The 22,523-nt window shown below is 71.8% G+C and carries 25 protein-coding genes; 13 read left to right on the top strand and 12 right to left on the bottom strand.

The window, feature by feature from the left end; genetic code table 11:
- Positions 1 to 27: 27 nt before the first annotated feature.
- Positions 28 to 561 (bottom strand): flavodoxin family protein, encoded by a 534-nt coding sequence (locus tag OG335_RS05065; RefSeq protein WP_405009775.1) that lies wholly within the window; start codon positions 559 to 561, stop codon positions 28 to 30.
- A gap of 545 nt (positions 562 to 1,106) precedes the next feature.
- On the opposite strand from OG335_RS05065, the gene OG335_RS05060 reads away from it, so the two are divergent.
- The 4 genes from OG335_RS05060 (at position 1,107) to OG335_RS05045 (ending at position 3,736) form a co-directional block, all read left to right on the top strand.
- Entirely contained in the window at positions 1,107 to 1,574 is a 468-nt protein-coding gene (locus OG335_RS05060; protein WP_405009774.1) for a CBS domain-containing protein, read from the top strand.
- Complete coding sequence (locus OG335_RS05055) at positions 1,571 to 2,176, top strand: CBS domain-containing protein (RefSeq protein WP_405009773.1); 606 nt, start codon at positions 1,571 to 1,573, stop codon at positions 2,174 to 2,176. Before OG335_RS05060 ends, OG335_RS05055 begins: the two co-directional genes overlap by 4 nt.
- Before the next feature lie 541 nt (positions 2,177 to 2,717).
- The gene (locus tag OG335_RS05050) at positions 2,718 to 3,023 is read left to right on the top strand and encodes a hypothetical protein (protein ID WP_405009772.1); all 306 of its coding nucleotides are present in this window, start codon (positions 2,718 to 2,720) and stop codon (positions 3,021 to 3,023) included.
- Between the two features lie 212 nt (positions 3,024 to 3,235).
- The gene (locus tag OG335_RS05045; protein ID WP_405009771.1) at positions 3,236 to 3,736 is read left to right on the top strand and encodes a TspO/MBR family protein; all 501 of its coding nucleotides are present in this window, start codon (positions 3,236 to 3,238) and stop codon (positions 3,734 to 3,736) included.
- 409 nt (positions 3,737 to 4,145) lie between these two features.
- Here OG335_RS05045 and OG335_RS05040 read toward each other — a convergent pair whose 3' ends face one another.
- The 7 genes from OG335_RS05040 to OG335_RS05010 form a co-directional block, all read right to left on the bottom strand.
- Positions 4,146 to 4,427, bottom strand: coding sequence for a hypothetical protein (locus OG335_RS05040; RefSeq protein ID WP_405009770.1), 282 nt, complete (start codon positions 4,425 to 4,427; stop codon positions 4,146 to 4,148).
- 340 nt (positions 4,428 to 4,767) lie between these two features.
- Entirely contained in the window at positions 4,768 to 4,923 is a 156-nt protein-coding gene (locus OG335_RS05035) for a DUF6131 family protein (protein ID WP_405009769.1), read from the bottom strand.
- Between the two features lie 369 nt (positions 4,924 to 5,292).
- Positions 5,293 to 5,895 (bottom strand): alkaline shock response membrane anchor protein AmaP, encoded by a 603-nt coding sequence (amaP, locus tag OG335_RS05030; RefSeq protein ID WP_405009768.1) that lies wholly within the window; start codon positions 5,893 to 5,895, stop codon positions 5,293 to 5,295.
- A 48-nt stretch (positions 5,896 to 5,943) separates the two neighbouring features.
- Positions 5,944 to 6,570, bottom strand: coding sequence for a DUF6286 domain-containing protein (locus OG335_RS05025; RefSeq protein ID WP_405009767.1), 627 nt, complete (start codon positions 6,568 to 6,570; stop codon positions 5,944 to 5,946).
- A gap of 57 nt (positions 6,571 to 6,627) precedes the next feature.
- Positions 6,628 to 6,963 carry a hypothetical protein gene (locus tag OG335_RS05020; RefSeq protein ID WP_405009766.1) on the bottom strand — a complete coding sequence of 112 codons (336 nt, stop codon included), beginning with the start codon at positions 6,961 to 6,963 and terminating at the stop codon, positions 6,628 to 6,630.
- Complete coding sequence (locus tag OG335_RS05015) at positions 6,960 to 7,148, bottom strand: hypothetical protein (protein WP_405009765.1); 189 nt, start codon at positions 7,146 to 7,148, stop codon at positions 6,960 to 6,962. Before OG335_RS05015 ends, OG335_RS05020 begins: the two co-directional genes overlap by 4 nt.
- Positions 7,149 to 7,201: 53 nt before the next feature.
- Positions 7,202 to 7,687: an Asp23/Gls24 family envelope stress response protein gene (locus OG335_RS05010; RefSeq protein ID WP_405009764.1), complete on the bottom strand. Its 486-nt coding sequence runs from the start codon at positions 7,685 to 7,687 to the stop codon at positions 7,202 to 7,204.
- 281 nt (positions 7,688 to 7,968) lie between these two features.
- Here OG335_RS05010 and OG335_RS05005 point away from each other — a divergent pair, with 281 nt between their 5' ends.
- Genes OG335_RS05005 through OG335_RS04995 form a run of 3 tightly spaced genes read left to right on the top strand, consistent with a single transcriptional unit; the run spans position 7,969 to position 9,628 of the window.
- Positions 7,969 to 8,526: an RNA polymerase sigma factor gene (locus OG335_RS05005; protein ID WP_405009763.1), complete on the top strand. Its 558-nt coding sequence runs from the start codon at positions 7,969 to 7,971 to the stop codon at positions 8,524 to 8,526.
- Positions 8,517 to 9,134: a hypothetical protein gene (locus OG335_RS05000; RefSeq protein WP_405009762.1), complete on the top strand. Its 618-nt coding sequence runs from the start codon at positions 8,517 to 8,519 to the stop codon at positions 9,132 to 9,134. Before OG335_RS05005 ends, OG335_RS05000 begins: the two co-directional genes overlap by 10 nt.
- Positions 9,131 to 9,628 carry a hypothetical protein gene (locus OG335_RS04995; RefSeq protein WP_405009761.1) on the top strand — a complete coding sequence of 166 codons (498 nt, stop codon included), beginning with the start codon at positions 9,131 to 9,133 and terminating at the stop codon, positions 9,626 to 9,628. The genes OG335_RS05000 and OG335_RS04995 overlap by 4 nt, the downstream gene beginning before the upstream one ends.
- Positions 9,629 to 9,908: 280 nt before the next feature.
- Here OG335_RS04995 and OG335_RS04990 read toward each other — a convergent pair whose 3' ends face one another.
- The gene (locus tag OG335_RS04990; RefSeq protein ID WP_405009760.1) at positions 9,909 to 10,388 is read right to left on the bottom strand and encodes a ricin-type beta-trefoil lectin domain protein; all 480 of its coding nucleotides are present in this window, start codon (positions 10,386 to 10,388) and stop codon (positions 9,909 to 9,911) included.
- Positions 10,389 to 11,311: 923 nt separating this feature from the next.
- On the opposite strand from OG335_RS04990, the gene OG335_RS04985 reads away from it, so the two are divergent.
- A complete protein-coding gene (locus OG335_RS04985) occupies positions 11,312 to 13,504 on the top strand; it encodes an IPT/TIG domain-containing protein (RefSeq protein ID WP_405009759.1) in 2,193 nt (730 codons plus the stop codon).
- Positions 13,505 to 13,956: 452 nt separating this feature from the next.
- On the opposite strand, the gene OG335_RS04980 is transcribed toward OG335_RS04985, so the two are convergent.
- Positions 13,957 to 14,562 carry a TetR/AcrR family transcriptional regulator gene (locus OG335_RS04980; protein WP_405009758.1) on the bottom strand — a complete coding sequence of 202 codons (606 nt, stop codon included), beginning with the start codon at positions 14,560 to 14,562 and terminating at the stop codon, positions 13,957 to 13,959.
- Between the two features lie 105 nt (positions 14,563 to 14,667).
- Between OG335_RS04980 and OG335_RS04975 the strand changes: the two genes are divergently transcribed.
- Positions 14,668 to 16,167: an MDR family MFS transporter gene (locus OG335_RS04975; protein ID WP_405009757.1), complete on the top strand. Its 1,500-nt coding sequence runs from the start codon at positions 14,668 to 14,670 to the stop codon at positions 16,165 to 16,167.
- A gap of 53 nt (positions 16,168 to 16,220) precedes the next feature.
- Here the strand turns inward: OG335_RS04975 and OG335_RS04970 are convergent, their stop codons facing one another.
- Positions 16,221 to 16,361: a hypothetical protein gene (locus OG335_RS04970; protein WP_405009756.1), complete on the bottom strand. Its 141-nt coding sequence runs from the start codon at positions 16,359 to 16,361 to the stop codon at positions 16,221 to 16,223.
- 259 nt (positions 16,362 to 16,620) lie between these two features.
- On the opposite strand from OG335_RS04970, the gene OG335_RS04965 reads away from it, so the two are divergent.
- The 3 genes from OG335_RS04965 to OG335_RS04955 all read left to right on the top strand — a co-directional run bounded on the left by OG335_RS04965 (position 16,621) and on the right by OG335_RS04955 (position 19,230).
- Positions 16,621 to 17,424, top strand: coding sequence for an alpha/beta fold hydrolase (locus OG335_RS04965; protein ID WP_405009755.1), 804 nt, complete (start codon positions 16,621 to 16,623; stop codon positions 17,422 to 17,424).
- Positions 17,425 to 17,488: 64 nt separating this feature from the next.
- Positions 17,489 to 18,820 (top strand): PP2C family protein-serine/threonine phosphatase, encoded by a 1,332-nt coding sequence (locus OG335_RS04960; protein ID WP_405009754.1) that lies wholly within the window; start codon positions 17,489 to 17,491, stop codon positions 18,818 to 18,820.
- Entirely contained in the window at positions 18,817 to 19,230 is a 414-nt protein-coding gene (locus OG335_RS04955; protein WP_405009753.1) for an STAS domain-containing protein, read from the top strand. The genes OG335_RS04960 and OG335_RS04955 overlap by 4 nt, the downstream gene beginning before the upstream one ends.
- 614 nt (positions 19,231 to 19,844) lie before the next feature.
- Here OG335_RS04955 and OG335_RS04950 read toward each other — a convergent pair.
- Positions 19,845 to 20,540, bottom strand: a complete 696-nt coding sequence (locus OG335_RS04950) for a type III effector protein (RefSeq protein ID WP_405009752.1) — start codon at positions 20,538 to 20,540, stop codon at positions 19,845 to 19,847.
- 113 nt (positions 20,541 to 20,653) lie between these two features.
- Here OG335_RS04950 and OG335_RS04945 point away from each other — a divergent pair, with 113 nt between their 5' ends.
- Positions 20,654 to 21,091 (top strand): Hsp20/alpha crystallin family protein, encoded by a 438-nt coding sequence (locus OG335_RS04945; protein ID WP_405009751.1) that lies wholly within the window; start codon positions 20,654 to 20,656, stop codon positions 21,089 to 21,091.
- Positions 21,092 to 22,523 lie beyond the last annotated feature (1,432 nt).

Genomic DNA, 22,523 nt, shown 5'->3' with positions numbered 1-22,523 from the left:
GGGCACGGGGGAGCGCCGGGCGCTCCGTCAGACGAGCCCGGCCCCCCATGCCCTGGCCCGGTCGAGTTCCCCGGCGCGCAGGGGACCTTCGGCGTCCTCGACGACGAAGCCCTCGGGCTCCACCGTCACGTCGTAGCGATGCTGTGTGAGCCTGCGGGCGATCCCGTTGGCGGCGCCGCCGCTCATCCGGAAGCCGGCCCGGGTGTCGAAGGCCGCGGCGTGGGTGCCGGTCTCGGTCTTCGGCAGGTCGTGGAACCAGGAGCGCAGTCCCGGGCCCCCGGCCTCGGGCTCGTGCGGGGCTCCGGCCGTGTGCGCCGCGTGCCCCGTGGGCCCGGCGGGCTTCGCCATTCTGCGACTGAGTCCGGAGGACATCCCGTGCATGTGGGTCGGACCTCCGACGACCAGCAGGTCGGCCGACCTGGTCACGTCCTGCCCCGCCTCGGCGACCGGGACACAACTCACCGACGCCTCCGGCTCGGCGCTGCGGACACCCTCCGCGACGGCCTCGGCGATCTCGCGGGTGTTGCCGTACACACTCTCGTACACGATCACTGCCTGCATGGGGTCTCGCCTCCTCTTCCTGTCATGCTCCGCGACACAGGGCCTCGGGCGACACAGGGCCCGGCAGAGCCGGACGCCTTCGGCCGGGCCGAGGTGCCGACCCGGCGTCAGTACGGCAGCGGGCAGCCACCGGGAGTGCGCAGGTCGAGCGGAGGGCGCGGTTGCCGGTGAGCGGGTCGCCTGGCGATCCTGATCCGAGGCATCTCTGCCACCTCCTCGGCCGTGCGTTCCACGAGTACCTGCGATCCCACGATCCCCGGGCCCGCGTCCGTACCCCAGAGGCGGTCGTCCCGGTCCCGCAGGTCCGGTGGGCGCCTGCCCACGGGGCCGACAGGCCCATCGAGGGGGTACGCCCGGCACTGTCGGCAACGGCGCGAGGTCGGGTGTGCTTGTCGTACCGAGGCAGTCGGCGGCCGGAGGACGATCATGCAGCCCGAGACCATCCCGTACCAGCGGAATCCCGTGCCCACCAGGTGCGGCCGTACGACGGTCCACAGCGCCTTCGGGCTTCCGCCCGAGACCACGATCGCCCTGGAAGCCGAGCGATGAAGGTCGCCGACCTGATGATCGCCCCGCCGGTCACGGTGCCGCCGGAGGCGACCGCACGGCAGGCGGCGGGCCGGATGGCCGCCGAGGCGGTCGGCTGCCTCCTCGTCGCCGACGGGCAGACCCTGCACGGCGTCGTCACCGACCGCGATCTCGTGCTGCGAGCCCTGGCGGAGGGGGCCGCGCCGGACGTCCCGGTGTCGGAGCTGATGTCCGTGCCCGCCGTGACGGTCGGTGCCGCCGAGGACCTCGAAACGGCCTACCGGGTCTTCCGCCGCACCGGTGTCCGGCGTCTGCCCGTGCTCGACGGGCACCGCCTTGTCGGCCTGCTCGCCGTCGACGACCTCCTGCTCGACGTCCTGGAGCGCCTGTTCGACCTGCTCGGCCCGATCTCGTGGAGCGCACTCCGCGAGCACGGCCAGGCGGCCGGGAGCCCACCGATCCGACCCCTCCGGAGCATGTCATGACCAGTCAGTGGAACACCGTCGGCCACGTGATGACCCATGAGGCCGTCGCAGTCGGCCGCGACGCGACCTTCCAGGAGGTCCTCGGTACCCTCCAGCGCTGGAAGGTCAGCGCCCTCCCGGTGCTGGCCGGCGACGCCCGGGTGATCGGCGTGGTGTCCGAGGCGGACCTGCTCGAGGCCGAGGACCGCGAGGGGGGCCGGACGGAGGGGCTGACCGCCGGTGTCCTGATGTCCGTGCCCGCCGTGACCGTCCATCCCGACAGTCCGACCGGCGAAGCCGCCAGGGCCATGGCCCGCGGCCACTTCAAGCGCCTCCCGGTGGTCGACGCCGACGGGTGCCTGACCGGAATCGTCAGCCGCAGCGACCTGCTCAAGGTCCATCTGCGCACCGACGAGGACCTCGCCGACGACGTGAGGTTCGAACTCCTGGCCGTCCTGAAACCCGCCGTGGCCGCGGCCCTCGACGTCCGGGCCGAGGAAGGCCGGATCACCCTGACCGGCTCCGTTCCCGACCCCTCGACGCTGCCGCTGCTGGAACGGATCGTCCGTGCGGTACCGGGTGTGGTCCACGCCGAGGTCAGGGTCGTTGCCTCACCGGACTGACCGGGCAGGGCACGGGACGACCGCACGCAGGCGCTTCCCCACGTGGTCTGCCCCGCAGCCAGGGCCGGTTCCTCGCGCTCGGACTCGCCCGAAGTCCCGTCGCCTCCGGTCCTTCCGCGCCCGGGAGACCCAGGACGCCAGGCTTTTTCATCGATTCCCGGTTCCCCGCAACCTCCGTGGTCGGTCTGCCCGTCTTGTCGAGGGCCGGTAGGAGTGGTCCTGATCCACTTGTCGTGAATTGGTGACGGTGCGTCATAATCGCCTGGAACAAAGGCTGTTCGGGCACCACCGGCGTGCTCGGGCCGATCTTCTCGCCCCTGGCGTCGGTTGCGGTGGATGGGGTGGTGGTTGACGGCCGCGCGGCGACGTTCACGGCGCGAGCAGTCTCGCTCCAGTGGCGCTGTGGGCTGCTGCTCCAACGGCTGTCCCGACACTTTGGGATCGACGGGGGTCGACCTTCCGGAGCGGCAGCCGGGAACCTCCATCACTCGGGTTCCTCGCCGGAGTGCAGGTCGGGCCGGGGTGTTGCAGGCTCGACACCGTGGCCGCGGCCAGGGCGAAGGGCCCGGTCGCCGGCAGCCCCGACCTCGGCCACACCGCGCGCCTCCCCAAGGAGAACCTGATGATCGTCAAGAAGCTCCACGACTCCGGCATCCGCAGTGAGCACGCCTACGCCGCCGCATTCGCCTCGATCGGCCTGTCCGTCCTGACCTGGGCCACCTCGCTGAAGGCCGAGAAGGGCCAGGGCCTGGAGCGCGCCGACCGCTGGGGCATCTACGTCGGTGAATGGGCGCCCACCTTCTTCGGCCTCGGCCTGGCCCTCGCCAACTACGAGAAGAACCTCTGACCGGTGGCCGAGCACCGGGCCGACGGCCCGGCCGACCTGCCCGGTCACCCGCCCGACCGCAGCACCGAGGCCTCCCGCCACGGACGATGACAGCCCTGGTTCACCGCCGCCCACCAGCTCCGCACCACCCTCCGCCGCCTGTTCCACCGTCACTGACGAGCTTCCGGGAGCCGGCGGCGATGAAGCAGCGGCCCGGGGGAAGGCGCACGCACATGAGCATCAGTGAAGGAACCCGGGGCCGGTGGCAGGTCTACACTGCGACCACCACGGCGGTGCTGGCCACTGCGGTCGCCGGCGGTCGAGCGGTGGATGCCGACAGCGCCTGGTACCGGTCGCTGGAGAAACCGGCGTGGCAGCCGCCCTCCTGGGCGTTCGGAGCGGTCTGGACTCCGCTGTACGCGTCCATCGCCTGGGCGGGTGGCCGCGCGCTGCTGAAGACGCAGGGCAGGCAGCGCCACGCCCTGGCCACCAGCCTCGGCCTCAACCTCACGGCGAACACCGCCTGGAACTGGCTGTTCTTCCGCCGCCGCAGTCCCGCCGCCGGCCTGGCAGGAACCGTCCTGCTCGACGTCAGCAACGCCGACCTGATCCGGCGCACGGCCCGTGCCGACCGCACGGCAGCCGCAGCCCTGCTGCCCTACGCCGCGTGGTGCGCGTTCGCCACCGTGCTCAACGCCGACATCGCGCGCCGCAACCGCGTCAAGGGCCCGTGATCCCACCCGACACGCCTGCCGGCCGTGCTGCCCGCCACGTCCGGGCCCTCGTTCCCGCCGACACGCGCGGAATCCGGGCCGCGCACGCCCCCACCCCGTCCTATGGGGAGGTGTGTACCGCCGCACTGCTGGCCGTCGTCGGGCCGCTGAGACGTCCCGAGTCGGTACTGGTCGAGTTGGCGGGTGGACGGCGAACGGTCACCTCGCCGAGGCTGACGGCCGCCGAGGCCCGGCAGGTGGCCGAGGCGGTCGGAGGCTGCGTGCGGCCGGCCACCGCGGGTCCGCTGGTTCTGGTCCACTGGCTGCTGGAGCCGCTTCCCGCCGTCGACGTCCGCGTGGGCGGGGACCGCAGCACGACCCGCTATGTGCGGATTCGCCCCTCTTGGTCCGCTGTCGGGCGGCCTGCTGGTCAGTCGGGGGTATCGGCCGACGGCGCATCCAAGCCCCGGCCGTGGTGCTCCAGATGGCCCAACAGCGCCCTGAAGGAAGGGTCTGCCTCCTTGCCGCCGGGCGCCGAGATCCGGGCGCAAAGGAATCCGCCTTCGGGCGTGAACGACGCCTCGGCATTCCTCGCGCCGTGCGCCATGACGAGGGTGTTGTCCGCACGCCATCTCACCGACCAGCCGTAAGCCTGGGCCGTGGCAGTCAGATAGTGGGAGTCGGGGCCGGTTGGATGCTCGGTTGCACTCATGCAGGAATCGTCGGGCACCGCGCCCCGGCGCCGCTTTCCGCCACGCCCGGCCACTTTTCCGACTGCCGTCGCCTCACGTTGGGGGCGGTGATCACGCTCGGACCCCCCAGCCCACGCTTTCCGTCCGCTGGGCGACGAGAACCCCGGCGCGTGGGTCGGCGGACGGCCAGGCGGCCATCGGCAGGCCGAAACGGCGGGGTTCTCTCGTGGACGCATCGGGCGGGTGCCCGGCTCGGTCCTCTTCAGGAGCTGGAGTGGTCGCGGGCAGGGCAGCGGTGGCGAGCGCCCGGTGTGGCTGTTGAGTTTCCGGGGCGTGGGGCGTGTACCTGGTCTGGAGCGTTCAGTAGTAGTGGCGACGGCCGCCGACCTCGTGTCCGACCGCGCCCATGATCCACAGGATCAGGCCGATGACGACCAGGACGATGCCGATGGTCCACAGGATGCTGATGCTGGTGACGAAACCGATGACGAGGAGGATGACTCCGAGGATGATCATTGGTGCCTCCGTTCGATATCCCCCCGGATGGTGTGCTCGCTCCCTGTCGGGAGCGGGCCGGGGTGTTGGGCCGGTGCGGGCTCTCGTGGCTGGGTTGTCCGGATGGCGGGTCTGCCCGGCCGTTCACGTGGGCGGCCGCTGGGCCGCCGGGAGGGGCCCTGGGGTCCGGTGTCGTGGGTGTGCTTTCCTGGTCCTCGCCGGTGAAACGGCTGGCCTCGCCGTCTTCCATCGAGGTGTGGGACTTGGTGGTCGAGTTCTTCACGGGTCTCTCCAGTGGTGTTCTGTCTCTGCTGGTGGGAAGTGATGGCTCCCGGAGCCCGGTGTCGTGTCAGGTCTGCCGGTGGGTGGCCGGGTGAGTCCGATGACGGGTCAGTCGGCACGGTGCGGCCGGTGGGAGGCGACACGCAGGACGGCCCGGGTGGTGAGGTCCTGGCGGCCGGTGGAGCGGCGGGCGCGGTGCAGGGGCCCGTCGGCGAGGGCGGCGGTCACGGCGTGCGGGGAGGTGTGCGGATCGAGGGTGAGGGTGATGTGTGCCCGGGGGTTGCCGGCCGGCCCGGCGAGGCGGGCTCCGGCGCTCTTCACCCCGGGGAGGCGGGCGCAGTCCTCGGCCAGGGCCTGGGCCAGGGCGTGGCCGTGCAGCCTGACGCCGGCCACGGGCGGCGTGCCCACCGGCAGGCGGCCGGGACGGCGTTGACGCAGCTGCGCGAGGAGCCACCACAGGGCCAGCAGGAACAGGACGGCCAGGGCGGCGATGACGGTGGGCCACCACCAGCCTTCGCCCGTCCAGCGGGTGCGCTGAGCGTCGGTGAGCAGGACGCTGCCCGGTGTGGTGTAGGGCCATCCGTCGGGGGGCGTGAGGTCCAGACGCCGGTAGAGGTCCAGGCCCCCGGTGAGGACCAGCAGACCGGCGCCCAGCAGGACCAGGCCGGTCAAAGCCAGCAGGACCCGGTTGACTGCGGAGTGGGTCTTCATCGTCGTCGCCTCCTGTCGGGGTGCGCAGGGTGTTCGGCGGGGGCCGGGTCAGGCCGCTCGCGGGCGGACCTGCACGGTGAGCCGGGGGCTGGTGGCGAGGCCGAGGGCGGTGATCTGCTGGTTCAGGGTGTCCGTCAGCTCGCTCTCGACGGTCGCCGGGTCACGGAAGCCGGCCTGCGCCCGTGCCGTGACGTGCCGTCGGCGTACGCGGATCCGGGCCTCGGAGACCCCGGGCGTCTGCAGGGCGGCGTCCCGCAGCAGGACGGCTGCGCCGTCGCGCTCCAGCATGGCCTCGACGTCGGGGTGGGCGGCCTGCCCTGCCAGGGGCAGCAGGTGCCGGCGGCCGGGGGTGAGCGCGATGATGATCAGGCACAGTCCGGTCACTGCGGCGAGGGCGGCGCCGGCGAGGACCCACGGGTCGTTCAGGGGACGGGTGGCGAGTTCGCGGGTGAGGGATGTGCGCCAGGCCGCCGCGGTGTGTCCGGTCCGCACCCGGACCGTGTCGAAGAGCAGTGCGCCGCAGGCCGCCGCCAGGACGAGGGCGACGAGGGCGGCGGGGATCCGGCGCTGGGACCACCACCGTGACACGGTCCGGCGCGCGCTGACTGCTTTGCCGGCGTCGTCGTCGGTGAGGGTTCCGGCGGCCGGCAACTGCTGCCGGTGGTGCTGGGTCATTGAGCCTTCACCTCGCAGGTGGGCGGTCGGGCGAGGGGTGGAGGGGCCCTCTGCTGTTCAGTGGACGCGTCCGCGGTCCTCGCCGGCGTCCAGGTGCTGGATGTCGAGGGTCACTTCCGTGACGCGCAGTCCGGTGAGGACGCCGACCCGCTCCGCGACCTGGTGCTGGATGTCGCGGCAGGCGGAGGCGAGGTCGAGCGGGTAGGGCAGGGAGAGGGTCAGCCGCAGACGGGCCGTGCCCGTGTGCACGGTGGCCGAGACCCGGGGCGGGGTCTTCGCTCCGGTCCGCTCCACGAGGATCTGCCGGCCGGCGCGGGTGGCGATGCGGGTGACGACGCGCTCGGGGACGGTGGTCGCGCCGCGCTCCCGCGACGCGACGGGTGAGGTGTTCACCTGCGGCGCTCCCCGCTACGGGGGTGCAGCAGGCTGTCCACGCTCAGGTCGCCCTCCAGGAGCCGGCCGACGATCAGGCCGACCACCCCGAGGACCAGGACCAGCAGGAAGGCCCAGAAGCCGCCGAAGTAGCCGGCGAAACCCAGGGCCATGCCTGCCAGCAGACCGACTGCGGCTGTGCTCATCCCACTCACCTGTCCCTTGCTCGGTTCCCGTGACGCGACCCGGCGGTGCCGGGTCAGGCGACCCGGCTCCCACCGCCGCCGTCCTCGTCCTCGTCCTCGTCGGGCAGGTGGACGTCGTCGACGGCGATGTTGACCTCGACGACGTCCAGGCCTGTCATGCGTTCCACCGCGGAGATGACGCTCTCGCGGATGTCCCCGGCGACCTCGGTGATCGGGACGCCGTACTCGACGACGATGTCCAGGTCCACGGCGGCCTGGCGCTCACCGACCTCGACCTTGACCCCGCGCCCGGCGCTCGGCCGCCCGCCCGGTACCCGGTCGCGGACCGCGCCGATCGTCCGCGACATCCCCGCACCCAGGGCGTGGACGCCGGGAACCTCCCGGGCCGCTATGCCCGCGATCTTCTCCACCACGCCGTCGGCGATGGTGGTCCTGCCTCGCCCCGTGGGCGCGCTGTCCGACCCGTCGTCCGGCGGACGGCTGAGGCTCTGCGCGGCACGCGTGCTGCTGGTGTCGCCGGAGGTGGTGCTGTCCGTCATGGCGAGCTCCTCGATCGGACCGGGCGGGCGCCGTTGCGGTGCCCGTCACAAGATTGGACGGGCACCGGGGCAAAACCTCACACCCGAATCCCGCATGATGCAGGCCGGATCGCAGCGCGGGATGATGGGCCTGTGCGCACGCTGCCAGCGGCAAGGCGCCCGCCATGACCGCAGCCGAGTCCCCCCGCCCCCCGCCCCCGTCCTCCGGGGGTTCGGCACGGGGCGGATCCCGCAGCCCGCCCCCACGGCCACCGGCGGCAGCACCGCGCGTGTCCTGGCGGGTGGAGAGCACCGCCGAGCAGGAGGACCGGCTGCTGGCGATCCGTGCCGGTGAAGGTGACGACGACGCCTTCGCCACCCTCGTCGACCGCCACATCAGCGGCCTCCTCGCACTCGCCCAGCACCTCCTGGGCAACCGGCACGACGCCGAGGACACCGTCCAGGACGCCTTCCTCAGCGCCTGGCGCCGCCTGCCGCAGTTCCGCGGCGACGCCGCGTTCCGCACCTGGATGTACCGCATCGTCACCAACCGCTGCCTCAGCGTCCTGCGCAGCCGACCCCTGCCCGCCACGCCCTTCGACGTCGGCCCCGAACCTGCCCAGACCAGCGGCGCAGGCCAGCCCGAACGGGCCGCCGAGAGCCACGCGGCAACCGATGCGCTCGCCCGCGCGCTGGCCCGTCTCGACCCTGGCCAGCGCGCCTGCTGGGTGCTGCGTGAACTCCACGGCCTGCACTACGACGAGATAGCGCAGGTCACCGGTATCAGCGAACAGGCCGTACGCGGAAGGCTCTACCGCGCCCGGCGAACCCTCGCGCAGGAGATGTCCCCATGGCGATAGGCCCGCCCACTGCCGGGCACCTCGATGCGGACCGCGAGCAGTACCTCGCCTGCGGGCGCCCCCTCGCCCAGGTCTGGCAGAACGCCCACACCGCAGGCCCACCCGATCCGCACACCGCCCGGTGCCCCTACTGCCGCCAGGCCCTGCAGAGCCTGGCCACCCTCGAACAGGCGACAGCCGCCCTGCGGACCCAGCAGGCCGGCGGCCACCACCTGGCAGGAACCGTCATGCGAGCCGTCCGCGCCGAGATGCACCTCGGCCGGATCCTGCCCCTGGACGACCCCGCCCTGGACCTGCGGGTGGCCGAGAACACCGTGGCCAAACTCCTGCGCCAGGCCGCAGACCACGTGCCCGGGGCAACGGCGGCCAGCTGCCGGCTGACCCCGGTCGGCGACGGTACCGCGATCCACGTGAGCATGACCCTGGCCGCGGAACCCCACCGGCCCCTGCACCCCCTCGCCGCCCGGGTCCGCGAACGAGTCCTGCAGGCCGCCGAACACCACCTGGGCCTGCGGGTGCTGCGGGTCGACATCCACATCGCCGACCTCCTCCCTCCCCCTGCCACCGCATCCACCCAGGCACCCATCCAGCCCGGAGCGCCCCGATGACGTCGGCAGCGGTACACGAGATCCAGGCAGCCGCCGCACAGGCCGCCCTCGCGCACCCCCAGGTCGCAGCCCTCCAGCCCACCCTCGCCGACCGGCTGACCGCCGCCGCCGCATCGCTGCACGCGGCGAGCCGTCCCCCCGCCGCGGTCCGGGTCCACCGCCCGCCCACCGGCACGGGCTGGCACGTCGAGGTGCGCTGCATCGTCCACCGCGACCGCCGAATCCTGGACACCGCCCGTCAGGTACGCGAAAGCGTCCGCGCCGCCCTCACCGCGACCGGCTTCGTCAACGCCGCCGAGTCACTCACCGTCACCGTCACCGTCACCGGCGTCCTGGGCGAGGGCGCCGGCCGGCCGGGGAAAGCGCGACAGCCTCTCCGCCGTCGTGACCTGGTGCCAGGGGATGTGCCCAGAGCATCGCTCCGCACGAAGGCTGGGCTTCAGGACGTAGGGGTTCCGCCGGTGGCCCGGCCAACCTGCGCGGCTTCCCGGTGACGTGGGTACTCGGCAACGTCTGCCACCAGCGGGTGAGGACGACGGCCGCAGCATTCCGCAGATCCGGCAGCAGAACGGCTGATGACGGGAGGTTCCGCCGCGCCGGGAGCTTCCCCGCGTAGTGCTCCTTCGCCGTCTCGACGGAGAGTTCCGGGCTTCCTCCTGCCCGCCCGTTACCGGGCCGGCGCAGAGCGGGGGAACCCGGCGTCGTGCGGGGCGGGGACTTTGGCACTGACCTCGTGGTGCCGGCCGTTCAGGAGGCGTGGCGGTGGGGCAGGGGTCAGGCGCTGGCGAGGCTGATCTGGTCGTTGAAGACCACCCAGTGCTGGCCCGGGTCCTTCGGGTCGCACGGCTTGACCGAGACGTCCTGCTTGCCCCAGGTGTTGGCGAGGCAGTAGGCCGGAGCGAAGGTGAGGGAGATCTGCTGGCCCGTCACGGTCCAGTACTGGCCCTGGTCCCCGGGGTTGCACGGCTTCGTGGAGACGTCCGGCACGCCCCAGGTGTTGGCGAGGCAGTAGGCCCGCGCGTTGGCGAGGGAGATCTGCTGGCCCGAGAGGGTCCAGTGCTGGCCGCGGTCGGCGGCGTCGCACGGCTTGACGGAGTCCTTCGGGGTGTCCCAGGTGTTGGCCAGGCAGTAGAGGCCGGGTGTGCGCAGGGACCGGGCAGCAGTGTCCGCGGCTCCCGCCCCGGTGGCCGGCAGGAAGGAGGCGGTGAGGGCCAGCGCGGCGACGGTGAGCGTCCTGCGGAGTGCGATTGCCATGAGGGGCGGAATCCGATCTTGCAGTGGGCGTGCGGTTCGCGCACGACCGTGAGGTGTTCTTCCGGCTCGGTACCGAGCGCAAGGCAAGTGGTAGCAGTGATCGTTAGTTGGCCAACAGTTCTGTGCGGCCCGTTCATTCGAATGGAGGGTCATGGATGATGATCCGGCCGGGATCCGGGGGGACCCGGCGACTCCGGCGCGACCGCGGCCGCAGTGCCCCCTACGCGGTCGCCGGACCGGGCAGGTGAACTGCGCGGTCACCCCGAAACCCCGGCCCGCGTCCGGCGCCAGCGGCCCCTCTTCACCTGCGAATCTACGGTTCGGCGTCACTGGAGAACCGGGTGTTGCCGCCGAGCGCGGCCCAGGGTCGGCTGGGCCTGGGCGGGGCAGCGGGAGCGAGTGGTGCCATTCGAGTGTCCACGGCCTGGCCGCGCCGTGTCCGGCTGGGGCTGGTCGTGTTCCGTTGCCGCGCCGCTGCAGTGCTGGTGGTGGTTTCCGGCCGGGCGGGGGCGCTGCTCTGCGCTGCCCGGTTCGGCGAAGTACCGCGGTCATTGGTGTCCGGGCACGCGGCGCCTGTCGGAAGTCTGCGCCATTCGTCAAAAACTGGCATCTCTTGATCTGAATCATGCGAGAAAAGCTGACAGATGATCGGAAGTCAGTTGGAAGCGGTCGCGTTTTCTGGGCGGTGGGGCGGGGCCGGGGCCGGCCGGTGGGCGGGCCGGGCGCTGGGGTGCTGTGTGTGAACCGGCCATGTTGATCGGTTCGTGAGGCGGGGACTGCCTTGTGCCGAGATGCTGTGCGCGGCCGGATTCCTGAACTGCCTTGGCCACAAAGCCGTTTCACTCCGCCGTGCGTGCCCTTGTCATGCGGGCGCGGTGCCGTGCCCGGCCGCCGGGTGCGGAACTTCTCAAGGGGGGACCTTGATGACTTCGTTAACCCTGCTCCGTCCTGCCCGTGCCCGGTGGCGCCGACGCACGGCCGCGCTCGCCGCGTTCGCGCTCGCCGCGACCGGTCTGGCCACGCTGGCGGCCTCGCCGGCGGCGGCCTCACCCGTCGTGATCGCCACCGCGCCGACCGGGGGAGGTCCGACGAACCTGGCCGTGGCCCCGGACGGCGCCCACGTCTACGTCGCCAACGCCGGCGACTTCATGGCCTTCGGTAACACGGTCACCGTGCTGGACACGGCCACCAACACCGTCAGCTCCACCATTACCGTCGGCAGTGGTCCGGGCGCGATCGCGGTCACCCCCGACAGTGCGCACCTGTACGTCGCCAACCGCGGCGATGCCACGGTCAGCGTCGTGGACACCGCCACCAACACCGCGGTCGCCACCATCGGCGGATTCAGCGACCCGGTAGGGGTGGCGGTCAACCCTGCCGGTACCCGGGTCTACGTCGCCGATTCCGCCTACCCCAACGGGTCGGTGCGTGTCATCGACACCGTCACCAACACGGTCACCGCCTCGGTCACCGTCGGTCCGCGTCCGCAGGACGTGGCGCTGAGCCCCGACGGCGCGCGCGCCTACACCACGAACCACGGCGACAACACGCTGAGCGTCATCGACACCGCCACCCTCACCGTGAGCGCCAGCGTGGCGCTGAGCGACCAGCCGTTCGACGTCGCGGTCAACCCCGTGACCGGGGCGGTGTACGTCAACCACTCCAACGACAACTTCCTGTCCGTGGTGGACCCGGCCACGCTCGCTGTCACCACGACGATCACCACCGCGGGCAACCCGATCGTCTCCGCGTTCAGCCCCGACGGTGCGACCGCCTACGTGAGCAGCTACTCCAGCAGCTCCCTCGCGGTGATCGACACCGCGACCGGCACCGTCACCGAGAACGCCCCGGCCGGCAGCGGCCCCTACGGTGTCGGGCTGAGCCCGGACGGCACCCGGGCCTACGTCGTCAACAACGGCAGCGCCACCCTCGACGTCCTCCAGCTCACGCCGGCCACGCCGGCGCCGACGGTCACCGCGATCAGCCCCGCCTCCGGCCCGACCGCCGGCGGCACCGCCGTCACCGTCACCGGCACGAACCTGACCGGCGCCACCGCCGTCACCTTCGGGCCCGGCAACCCGGCGACGTCCGTGTCCTGCTCGGCGACGTCCTGCACCGCCACCACCCCCGCCCACGCCGCGGGCACGGTCGACGTCCAGGTCACCACCCCGGCCGGGACCAGCACGACCGGCAGCGCGGATCAGTTCACCTACCTGGCCCCCGCCGCCGACCTGGCGACCGCGGTCACGGACTCGGCCGACCCGGCCGCCCTGGGCGACACGGTCACCTACACGCAGAGCGTCACCAACAACGGCCCGGCCGCGGCGACGCCCACCACTGCCGCGCTGACCCTGTCCGGCACCGCCGCCGCGGTCGTGTCCGCCAGCAGCTCCCAGGGCTCGTGCACGATCAGCGCCCCGGTCGTGACCTGCACCCTCGGCACCCTGGCGAGCGCCGCCTCGGCGACCATCACCGTGGTGGTCGAACCGCAGGCCACCGGCACGATCACCGCGACCGGTACCACCAGCTCCGCGGTGGCCGACTCCACGCCGGGCAACAACACCGCCGCGCAGTCGACCACGGTCGGCAACGGGCACGGCTGCACCATCACCGGCACGGCCGGCAACGACACCCTGACCGGTACGAACGGTGCTGACGTGATCTGCGGCCTGGGCGGCAACGACACCATCAACGCCGGGAACGGCAACGACCTGATCTACGCCGGGAACGGCAACGACACCGTCGACGGCGGCAACGGCAACGACACCCTCTACGGCGGGGCCGGCGACGACGTCATGGGCGGCGGCAACGGCGCCGACTACCTCTACGGCGAGGCCGGCAACGACACCAACTACGGCGAAACCCTGCTGGGCTCGCTGCTGTACCTGTTCGACAACGGTGACGACCACATCTACGGCGGACCCGGCAACGACGACCTCGACGGCCAGAACGGCAACGACACCCTCGTCGACACCTCCGGCACCGACACCATGAGCGGCAACCTCGGCAACGACACCATCAACGTCCAGGACAACACCGGCGGCGACAGCGCCAACGGCGGCCTGGGCAACGACACCTGCACCACCGACAGCGGCGACACCACCACCAGCTGCTGACCCGCGAACAACACACCACGGGGGCCGTCCGCGAACGCGGACGGCCCCTGCCACGCTCGTCCGTCGCCCTGCTGTGACCCCGGCGGTGGACGGAGGGGGTGCCATGCCGCGCCCTGGCGGCCCGTCACCCGCACCCTGGGCGCCGGCGCGTCGGCCATCCGTGACCGTGGCGGTGACACCCACTGCCCCGAGCCGAAGCCCGGCTCCGATGGCAGCTGCTGCCAGGTGATGCCGGTGTACAGCATGTACAGGACACCCTGCGGGCGGTGCCGGGCCGTCGACCGGGCGGGGGCCCGGCGACCTCTCCGGTCAGGCCGGCAGCAGCGGTTCGATCCGGGCCCACGGCTCGTCGTCCACGATCCACGGTTCGCTTCTCCCGCCATCACGAACGGACGGATCGTCATATCGGTAACGCCCGCCAGCAACGATCGGCGAGATCGTGTTGCGGGTTCTCACCGCAGGCGGGTGTGGGCGATCAGAGGCATGAACAGGTCGTCCACGATCGCGGTGAGCCGTTCGGGCGGAATCGGCTGAAAGGTCATCAGCATGTCGTGACGCAGCAGGTCGAACGGCATGGCCAGGACGGCGGGAGGGATCCGGTCGAGGTCGATCTCGCCACGTTCATGGGCCCGTTGGAACACCTGGCCCGCCACGCGCGGGCGGTCGGCCATGAGCTGCTCGCGCACTTGTGCGGGGGTGAGACCGGCGTCGGCCAGCAGCCCGGCGAACGCTGCTCCGACGAGGGCGAGGAAGCCGGCCCTTGCGCCGGCCACGCTGTCGAGCAGCGTGATCACGTCGTCCCGCAGACTCCCGGTGTCGGGAACCTCGATGGGCCGCGTCGCGCCGTAGTGGCGGATGGCGGCGATCACGAGGTCGTTCTTGTTGGACCATCGCCGGTACAGCACCGCCACGCCGGTCCTGGCGCGGGCCGCGACGGACTCCATCGTCAGCTTGGCGTAGCCGACCTCGAAGAGCTCCTGCCACGCGGCCTCCAGCAGCGCCGTCTCCAGCTCCTTCCCGCGCCGCCGTTGCCGGGTCTGTTGTGCTGCTCCAGTCATGGCATCAAGGATAACGACGGCCGAAAGTAAGAGATGGTTGCATTCCTTATCGGGCGTCACTACGCTCATAAGAGAAGGATCCATCTCTTGTGAGGGAGTCGTGGCATGGAGGCCATACCGGTAAGGCCCGCGGCCCAGAAGCTGGATCCCGGGGTGGTCAAGACCGCCCTGATCCTCATCGTCGGCGCGATGGCCGTCGTCTTCGACACCACCATCGTCAGCATCGCCCTGGACACACTCTCGGTGAAGCTGAACACCTCGGTCACCACGATCCAGTGGGTGACCACCGGCTACCTGCTGGCGCTCGGTATCGCGGTGCCCCTCAGCACGTGGGGCCTGCAGCGGTTCGGCGGCAGACGACTGTGGATCTTCTCCCTGGCCGTCTTCCTCGCCGGCTCGGTCGGATGCAGCCTGGCCTGGAGCGTCGGCTCGCTGATCAGCTGGCGCGTCGTCCAGGGCCTCGGTGGCGGCCTCATGCTCCCGCTGATGACCACGCTCATCTTCCAGAGCGCGGGCGGCAAGGGGCTTGGGCGGCTCGTTACCTACGTCGCGCTGCCGGTACTGCTCGGCCCGGTCCTCGGCCCCGTGATCGGCGGCGTCATCCTCACCCATCTGAGCTGGCGATTCATGTTCTGGGTGAACGTGCCGTTCTGCGCCGTCGGCATCCTCCTCGCCTGGCGTCATCTGCACATCGACACGCCCGACCGTAAGGCCGCCGGGGCCGCTGGGCCGAGGCTCGACATAGCCGGGCTCCTCCTCCTCGCGCCAGGCACCTCGCTTGTTTTGCTCGGACTTGCCAACGCGGGCACAGCCGCCGGGTTCGCACACCCTGAGGTCATCGTCCCCCTGGTCCTCGGCGTCGCGCTGCTCGCAGCATTCACCAACTACGCGCTACGCAAGAGCCGCCCTCTCGTCGAGGTCCGACTGCTCGCCCGGCGGCAGGTCGCCGCCTCCAGCGCGGTGCTCTTCTTCTCCGGCTTCTCCCTCTACGGTGCGATGCTCCTGATGCCGCTCTACTACCAGGACGTGCGCGGCGCCACCGCCCTGACCGCAGGCGTCATGCTCGTCCCTCAGGGCATCGGCAGCCTCCTGTCCCGCATCGTCGCCGGAAGCAGCATCGACCGCTTCGGCCCGCGCGTCATCGCCCTGTCCGGCTTCGCCGTCGTCGCGGCCACGACCGTTCCGTTCGCCCTGGCCGGGCCACACACCAACGAGTGGCTGCTCGCCCTGTGGCTGGTCCTGCGCGGGTTCGGCCTCGGGGCCGTCACCATGCCGGTCATGGTCGCCGGCTACATGGGCCTGGAGAAGCACCAGATCCCGCACTCCAGCGTGCTGACCAGGACAGCACAGCAGATCGGCGGCTCCTTCGGTACGGCCGTCCTGGCGGTGATCCTCACCAGCGCCCTTGCCTCGCACACGAGCACACCGGTGGACGCGTTCCACGTGGCGTTCTGGTGGTCCGCGGGCTTCTCCGCCGTCGCCGTGCTCCTCTCCCTGTGGCTGCCCGGCGCCCAGCGAGAGCCCAGGACCGGCCCGGGCGAGGCCGGCAGCCGAAGCGCGGAGCACCTTGACGGTCCACCGACCGCCCCGGTCCGGACGCCTTGATGCGCCCCCCGGCGGTTCGGGACGGGCATCAAAGGCAGGGTGGTGGTGCCGGGTCAGGGCCTGGTGCCGGTCAGCTCCCAGCAGGGGCCGGGTTCGGCTTCGAGGTCGGCGATCGACCACCGCAGGTCGGAGCTGGGGCCGTCGGCCTCCAGGTCCTCCAGCTTCGCGACGCCGGCCGGGACGGTGTGCAGCATCTTGGCGACGGGGCGGGTGCGGGCGATGCGTTCCAGGTCGTCGGCGCGGTTGGCGAAGCCGGCCTGGCCGGTGCGGGTCCGCTGTTTGCAGGTCGTCCCGGGGGCATCGGCAGGGACCGGCCGGGTGGTTCCTCGTGCCCGGCCGGTGCCACCACGGGAGTTCGGTCACCGTGGTCGGGGAGGGGCAGGGTTGTCGTCCTTTCCTTCCGTTGGATGGGCGGTACGCAAAGGACAGTTGGGCCGGTGGGAGGATGGGGGCATGGATGTCATGCGCAGGAACAACGTCGTGGTGACCGGGCGGGTGGGCGGGCCTGTGGTGCTGCTGGCGCACGGGTTCGGCTGTGACCAGAACATGTGGCGGCTGGTCGTTCCGGCGCTTGCGGGGGAGTACCGGGTGGTGCTGTTCGACTACGTGGGCTCGGGCCGGTCCGAGGCGTCGGCGTGGAGCGAGGAGCGCTACGGCTCGCTGGAGGGGTACGCCCGGGACGTGGTGGAGATCTGCGAGGAGCTGGACCTGCACGACGTGACCTTCGTGGGGCATTCGGTCAGCGCCGTGGTGGGGGTGCTCGCCGCCGAGACCGCACCGCAGCGGATCGCCCGGCTGGTGATGGTCGCCCCCTCGCCCCGCTACATCGACGAGGACGGATACCGGGGCGGGTTCAGCGCCGAGGACATCGACGAGCTGCTGGAGTCGCTGGAGTCCAACTACCTCGGCTGGTCCGCGGCGATGGCGCCGGTGATCATGGGTAACGGGGACCGGCCGGACCTCGGCGAGGAGCTCACCGCCTCGTTCTGCGCCACCGACCCGGGCATGGCGAGGGTCTTCGCCCGCACCACGTTCCTGTCCGACAGCCGTGCAGATTTGAAGTCGGTGGCGGTGCCGACGCTGGTGCTGGAGTGCGCGCAGGACGTCATCGCCCCGCGCGAGGTGGGCGCCTACGTCCACGCCGCGATCCCCGGAAGCCGCCTGGTGACCCTGGACGCGACCGGGCACTGCCCGCAGCTGAGCGCACCGCAGGCCACCGCCGGGGCGATCCTCGCCTTCCTCGGAGGAGCCCGATGAACGCATCCCGGGCCACCGCGACGGTCACCGCGTACCCTGGCGCCGTCCGGCGCGGAGCGGCCTGGTGACATGCCGCACCGGCCAGGACCCCCACGAACCGGACGGCGGTGAGGACGTGCACGCCGACGACGCGGCGTTCACCGCCCTGCTGGAGGACAGCGCCGAGGACCTGTACGAGCACGCGCCGTGCGGCTACCTGTCCACCCTGATGGACGGCACCATCGCCAAGATCAACGCCACGATGCTGGACTGGCTGGGCCTGTCCCGCGAACAGGTCGTGGGACGGACGCGGTTCACCGACCTGCTCACCGTCGGCGGCAGGCTCTACCACGAGACGCACTTCGCGCCGCTGCTGTTCATGCAGGGCGAGGTCAACGGGATCGCCCTGGAGATCAGGGCCGCGGCCGGGCGGCGGCTGCCGGTCCTGGTCACCTCCAGGGTGAAGACCAGCACGGACGGTGAGCCGGTACTGATCCGCACCACCGTCTTCGACGCCCGCGAACGCCGCGCCTACGAGAGCGAACTGCTACGCGCCCGCCGGACGGCCGACGAGGCCCGCAGACAGGCCGAAGAGGCCCACCGGCAGGCCGAGGCGGAGCGCAGGCAGTCCGAGGCGGACCGCCGACGCCTGCAGGAAGCCCTCCACGTCCTGCAGCAGAGCCTGCTGCCCTCCGTACTCCCCGCAGTACCGGGACTGGAGGCCGCCTCGCACTACCACACCGCCTCCCCGGACCTGCTGGGCGGAGACTTCTACGACCTGTTCCCCCTGGACGGCACCCGGTGGGCGTTCTTCCTCGGCGACGTGTGCGGCAAGGGCCCCAAAGCCGCCGCCCTGACCTCCCTGACCCGCCACACCCTGCGCGCCGCGGCCCTGCACGACCCGGACCCCGTCACGGTGCTCACCACCCTCAACACCGTGCTGAACGACAGGTACACCAGCGGCGGCGACACCCGCTACTGCACCGCCGTGTTCGGCGTCCTGCACCCCCAGGGCGACGCGTGCGAGGTGCGAGTAGCCTCCGGCGGCCACCCCTCCGCGCTGATCCAGCGCGCCGACCGCACCGCCGAGTTCCTCCCCACCCCGGGCGGCATGCTCATCGGCGTCCTGCCCGAAGCCCAGTTCACGCCCGCCCGCACCGTGCTCCACCCCGGGGACACCCTGCTGCTCTACACCGACGGCCTGACCGAAGCCCGCATCGGCCCCGACCGCGACCTGTACGGCGAGGACGCGCTGCGCATCTTCGCCGCCCGGGCTCCCGCCGGGCCGCAGGCCCTGGTCACGGCCCTGACCGCACTGCTCGCCGGTTTCGGCGACGGCCTCGACGACGACACCGCCCTGCTCGCCCTCGGCGTCCCCGGCATCCCGTCCAGCCCCACGAGTGAAGACCCGACATGAGTCCATTGACGATCACCGTCCGAGACGCCGCCACCGGGCCCGTCCTGGAGATCACCGGCGACCTCGACTACCATCACGCCCCCGAACTGCGCAGAGCCGTGGAGGCCCTCACCCTCACCGCAGGGCAACTGCTGGTGCTGGACCTGGCCCGGCTGGAACTCTGTGACTCCAGCGGCATCACCGCCCTGCTGGCCGCCCGCAGACTGGCCATGGCACACGGCGCCGGCATCGCCCTGGCGGCCGTCCCCGACAACACCGCCCGGATCCTCGGCATCGTCGGTCTGGCCCGGGTCTTCACCCTCCACCCGGACGCCGCCACCGCCACCGCCACCGCCCCCCACCCGCCAGGGGCGAGCACTGCCGAGCAGGCCGCGCCCACCGTCCACACCGCCTATGAGCACAACCTCTGACCAGCCCCGAGCCGGATTCGGCCCGTGCCCCGGTGATCGGCGGCGTGCCACTCATGACGGAGCCGTAGACTTCCCGGCTGCTTTCGGGTGGGGGATCGGGCAGAGTGACGCCGTCGCTGCCCGGCCGCGGCGATCACTGACCGCGTGAGCACTTGCCTGGCCTCGCCCAGCGGCGGACGGCCCTCTACGTGAAAGCGCCGACTTCGCAGCTCGATGCGCTCGCCGCCCGGCAACCGGGAAGACCTGCCGACGGATCGGTGACCTCTCACCGTGTCCGAGGTTGCGCCGCGTCGCCGGAGACGTCCGGACGCGGGGCCGGCCCCGACAGTCCAAGCGCGCCCGCCGTCGGGACGCGGCAATGGTGGAGGCGGTCGGCCAGATCGTGCCGGATGGACTGGAGTTGGGCGAGGCATGCGTCCATGCCGGTAATCGCTGCGCCGATCTCGGCGTGCAGGTGGGCCCCGACAGCGGCCAGCCGGTCTTCCAACTGCTGCCACCGGTCGGCGGCGTGAGGGGCGGTTTCGGCCGCTGGGCGAGTCGGTGGGCCGCTCGCGTCGGTGCTGGGCGGGGTGCGCGGTGCGGCGTGGAGCTGGTGCGGGCGGGGGCGCGTGCTCTCAGGAGCGGTGGTGGTTGCTGTCATCGCGGAGTCGGTCCGTGTGGGTGGCGAGGGTTTCGAGGCGGGCGGCGATGTCGGGGTGCCGACCGGTGTCGAGGTGGGGGCGGATGTCGGCGAGGGGACTGATGAGTTGGGCGGTGTCGTTGTGGCCGAGGGCGGTGCGGAGGGCGTCGAGGTGGGGGTGGGCGGTGGCGGGGAGGTCGGTGAGGCCGGTGATTCGGGCGGCGAGTATGCGCAGGTCGGTGGCGTTGTCGCGGGCCCAGGCGGTGATGGCGCGGTCAGCGGCGCGGCGGTCGCGGATGTCCTTGACGCGCTGGGCGCCGGTGGTGGCGTCGTCGTCGGTGGTGGGGCGCAGGCGCAGGTATCGGTTCTCGGCGGCCTGGCGGCTGGCGACGCCCAGGGGGTGGGCGAGGTCGGCCCAGGTGGCGCCCGCGGCGCGGGCGCACTCCACGAGGGGGCTTTCCCAGGTGGCGAGTCGGTTGCGTAGTTCGCGTAGGAGCAGGAGCGCGGCCAGGGACTGTTCGGGGCTGTCGCAGGGGGCGGGCGGCGTGAGCCCGGGCTCCGGTGGTGCGGGGTTCTGGGCGTTACGGATAGCGGTGTCGATGGCGGCGAGGGCGGCGGTGGCGGCGAGGAAGGAGGCGGGTTCGCCTGGGTGTGCAGTGCCTGGGGCGGTGGGGGCCGGGCGCTCTCTCACGTTGTCACTCTTTCGAAGACTTCAGAGTTTGTCATCGGATGGATGACATGCTACAACAGTGTCAGGTGAAGCGCATTGGCACTAGTTGCCTGGACCACTGGAGGTGTTTCGCGATGTTGATGCGCACCGATCCCTTCCGCGAGCTGGACCGTCTGACCCAGCAGTTCCTCACCCAGAGCGGGACCTGGAGCAGGCCCGCCCCGATGCCGCTGGACGCCTACCGGGCCGGCGACGAGTACGTCATCGCGTTCGACCTGCCCGGGGTGGACCCGGCGGCGATCGACATCGACGTGGAGCGGAACATGCTGACCGTGAAGGCCGAGCGGCGTCCGCGCCCGGAGGCCGAGGGCGCGCGCATGGAGCTCTCGGAGCGGCCGCTCGGCGTGTTCTCCCGTCAGGTGATGCTCTCCGACACCCTCGACCCGGAGGGCATCAGTGCCGACTACGACGCGGGCGTGCTGACCCTGCGCATCCCGGTCGCGGAGAAGGCCAAGCCCCGCAAGATCTCCGTCACCGCCCAGGGCGAGGGTCGCAAGCAGATCCGCGCCTGACCCCCGGAGAGGTGTCGCCCTGCCGCCGCCGACCCCCCAGGGCGGCGCAGGGCGGCACCTCTCCGGCGGTCTCGGGTGCCAGATGGGGAAAGCTCGACCAGCGCCGAGACAGAGGGTCCGCCACCAGCACCGCGGTCACCTCCTCGTGGTGGCGGTCCGCGGCGACGGCGCCCCGAGCGCCGCACCTCCTGGCACGGACTCCTCGACGCCGAGGCCACCGGCCATCGGACCGTCCTGCGTGCTGCCGGCACCCCGGTCACCCAGGTCCTGCGGCATCCGGTCTGTGCTCGCGCCCGACCGGCGAGCCCTGACACCGCCGCCGGCCACCCCCGCTCGCCCGCACACTCGCCCGGGAGGCAGTGGGCGATGACTCTTCGACGTGAGGCGTCCTGACGCAGATCCAGGAAAGTGTCGGACACCCCGCGGTCGGCGAGGCCAAGCAGGCACCCGCGTGGTCCTGGCCCTGTTCGGCGCCTACGTCGCCGGCCGCGGCCGGACTGACCTTACGGTCCGGCACCCGGGACTCCTCGCAGGGCGCGCAGTTCGTGAGGGTGGCCTGTTCGGCGAGGCGGGCCGGCAGTCGGCGCAGGCTCCGTTCGTCCCGGTCGCTGACGGCTTCGGTGAGGTGGCCGGCAGCGAGGCCTGCGTGTGCGGCTCGGTGCTGGGTGCGGGGTCCGCCCTGCCACGGGCGAAGGCTATCTGCCCTTCGAACACCGAAAAATCTATACCGGCTGGAGTAGACATTGCTCAGTGCTGTGGTTAGTGTTTCTCTCGTAGTCGAGGTCGAGAAGTACCCGCCAGACATGAACTGGCGGGCAGTAGTACAGGTTTTCGCAGGTCGGCATGGTTGCAGGGTCCTGAAGCCAGGGATGGTGCAGTAGGCGACAGGGCCGGTGGCCGGGCCGGGCGGCCCGCAGTGACAAGGGGCTGCCAGCGAGCGGTACCGCGGTTCACGCATGCAGTACCCGCAGGTGAATCCGAGTTGAGTGGTACCGGCAGTACGGCAGTCGAAGGACGGGTATCCCGGTAAAGGCGCCATGACTGCGGCGCGCGTGCCGGGTGGTCCGGGCAGTGGGGTTCCAAGCCGGGCAGGTGAGCAGGACGGGCGACGGGGCTGGCTGCCGGACCGGACGGTCCACCGGGACCGCCACAGCAGTACCGGGTAGGTGTAGTTCAGCAGTACCGAGAAGTACCCGTGTGAGCAGTACGAAGCAGTTCCCGCAGGTGGCAGTACCCGAAGTAGCAGTTCCGATCAGTACCCGCAGAGGATGAACGGAGGGACGAAGCGCCATCTGGATCGCCCGGCCCGTGAGGTGATCACCCGGGCGGAATCCGAAGACCCCAAGGCAAGGACGGTGGTTTCCGGTCACGCATACGCGATCCCCGCACGCCCCATCCCCCGGGGCCACGCGGACACGAGGAACCCGGCCCG

The organism is Kitasatospora sp. NBC_01539, assembly GCF_045040525.1.
In the GTDB taxonomy this organism is placed as follows: Bacteria; Actinomycetota; Actinomycetes; order Streptomycetales; family Streptomycetaceae; genus Kitasatospora.
This window is presented reverse-complemented; position numbering and strand designations above follow the sequence as displayed.

Bases quoted from the DNA above. Each gene is read 5' to 3' on its own strand.
- OG335_RS05065 (WP_405009775.1), bottom strand. From the start codon at position 561: ATGCAGGCAGTGATCGTGTACGAGAGTGTGTACGGCAACACCCGCGAG.
- OG335_RS04945 (WP_405009751.1), top strand. From the start codon at position 20,654: ATGTTGATGCGCACCGATCCCTTCCGCGAGCTGGACCGTCTGACCCAG.
- OG335_RS05015 (WP_405009765.1), bottom strand. From the start codon at position 7,148: ATGAGCACAGCCGCAGTCGGTCTGCTGGCAGGCATGGCCCTGGGTTTC.
- OG335_RS05060 (WP_405009774.1), top strand. From the start codon at position 1,107: ATGAAGGTCGCCGACCTGATGATCGCCCCGCCGGTCACGGTGCCGCCG.
- OG335_RS04980 (WP_405009758.1), bottom strand. From the start codon at position 14,562: ATGACTGGAGCAGCACAACAGACCCGGCAACGGCGGCGCGGGAAGGAG.
- OG335_RS04985 (WP_405009759.1), top strand. From the start codon at position 11,312: ATGACTTCGTTAACCCTGCTCCGTCCTGCCCGTGCCCGGTGGCGCCGA.
- OG335_RS04965 (WP_405009755.1), top strand. From the start codon at position 16,621: ATGGATGTCATGCGCAGGAACAACGTCGTGGTGACCGGGCGGGTGGGC.
- OG335_RS05045 (WP_405009771.1), top strand. From the start codon at position 3,236: ATGAGCATCAGTGAAGGAACCCGGGGCCGGTGGCAGGTCTACACTGCG.
- OG335_RS05040 (WP_405009770.1), bottom strand. From the start codon at position 4,427: ATGAGTGCAACCGAGCATCCAACCGGCCCCGACTCCCACTATCTGACT.
- OG335_RS05000 (WP_405009762.1), top strand. From the start codon at position 8,517: ATGGCGATAGGCCCGCCCACTGCCGGGCACCTCGATGCGGACCGCGAG.
- OG335_RS04995 (WP_405009761.1), top strand. From the start codon at position 9,131: ATGACGTCGGCAGCGGTACACGAGATCCAGGCAGCCGCCGCACAGGCC.
- OG335_RS04970 (WP_405009756.1), bottom strand. From the start codon at position 16,361: ATGCTGCACACCGTCCCGGCCGGCGTCGCGAAGCTGGAGGACCTGGAG.
- OG335_RS05055 (WP_405009773.1), top strand. From the start codon at position 1,571: ATGACCAGTCAGTGGAACACCGTCGGCCACGTGATGACCCATGAGGCC.
- OG335_RS04955 (WP_405009753.1), top strand. From the start codon at position 18,817: ATGAGTCCATTGACGATCACCGTCCGAGACGCCGCCACCGGGCCCGTC.
- OG335_RS04990 (WP_405009760.1), bottom strand. From the start codon at position 10,388: ATGGCAATCGCACTCCGCAGGACGCTCACCGTCGCCGCGCTGGCCCTC.
- OG335_RS05035 (WP_405009769.1), bottom strand. From the start codon at position 4,923: ATGATCATCCTCGGAGTCATCCTCCTCGTCATCGGTTTCGTCACCAGC.
- OG335_RS04975 (WP_405009757.1), top strand. From the start codon at position 14,668: ATGGAGGCCATACCGGTAAGGCCCGCGGCCCAGAAGCTGGATCCCGGG.
- OG335_RS05010 (WP_405009764.1), bottom strand. From the start codon at position 7,687: ATGACGGACAGCACCACCTCCGGCGACACCAGCAGCACGCGTGCCGCG.
- OG335_RS05025 (WP_405009767.1), bottom strand. From the start codon at position 6,570: ATGACCCAGCACCACCGGCAGCAGTTGCCGGCCGCCGGAACCCTCACC.
- amaP (WP_405009768.1), bottom strand. From the start codon at position 5,895: ATGAAGACCCACTCCGCAGTCAACCGGGTCCTGCTGGCTTTGACCGGC.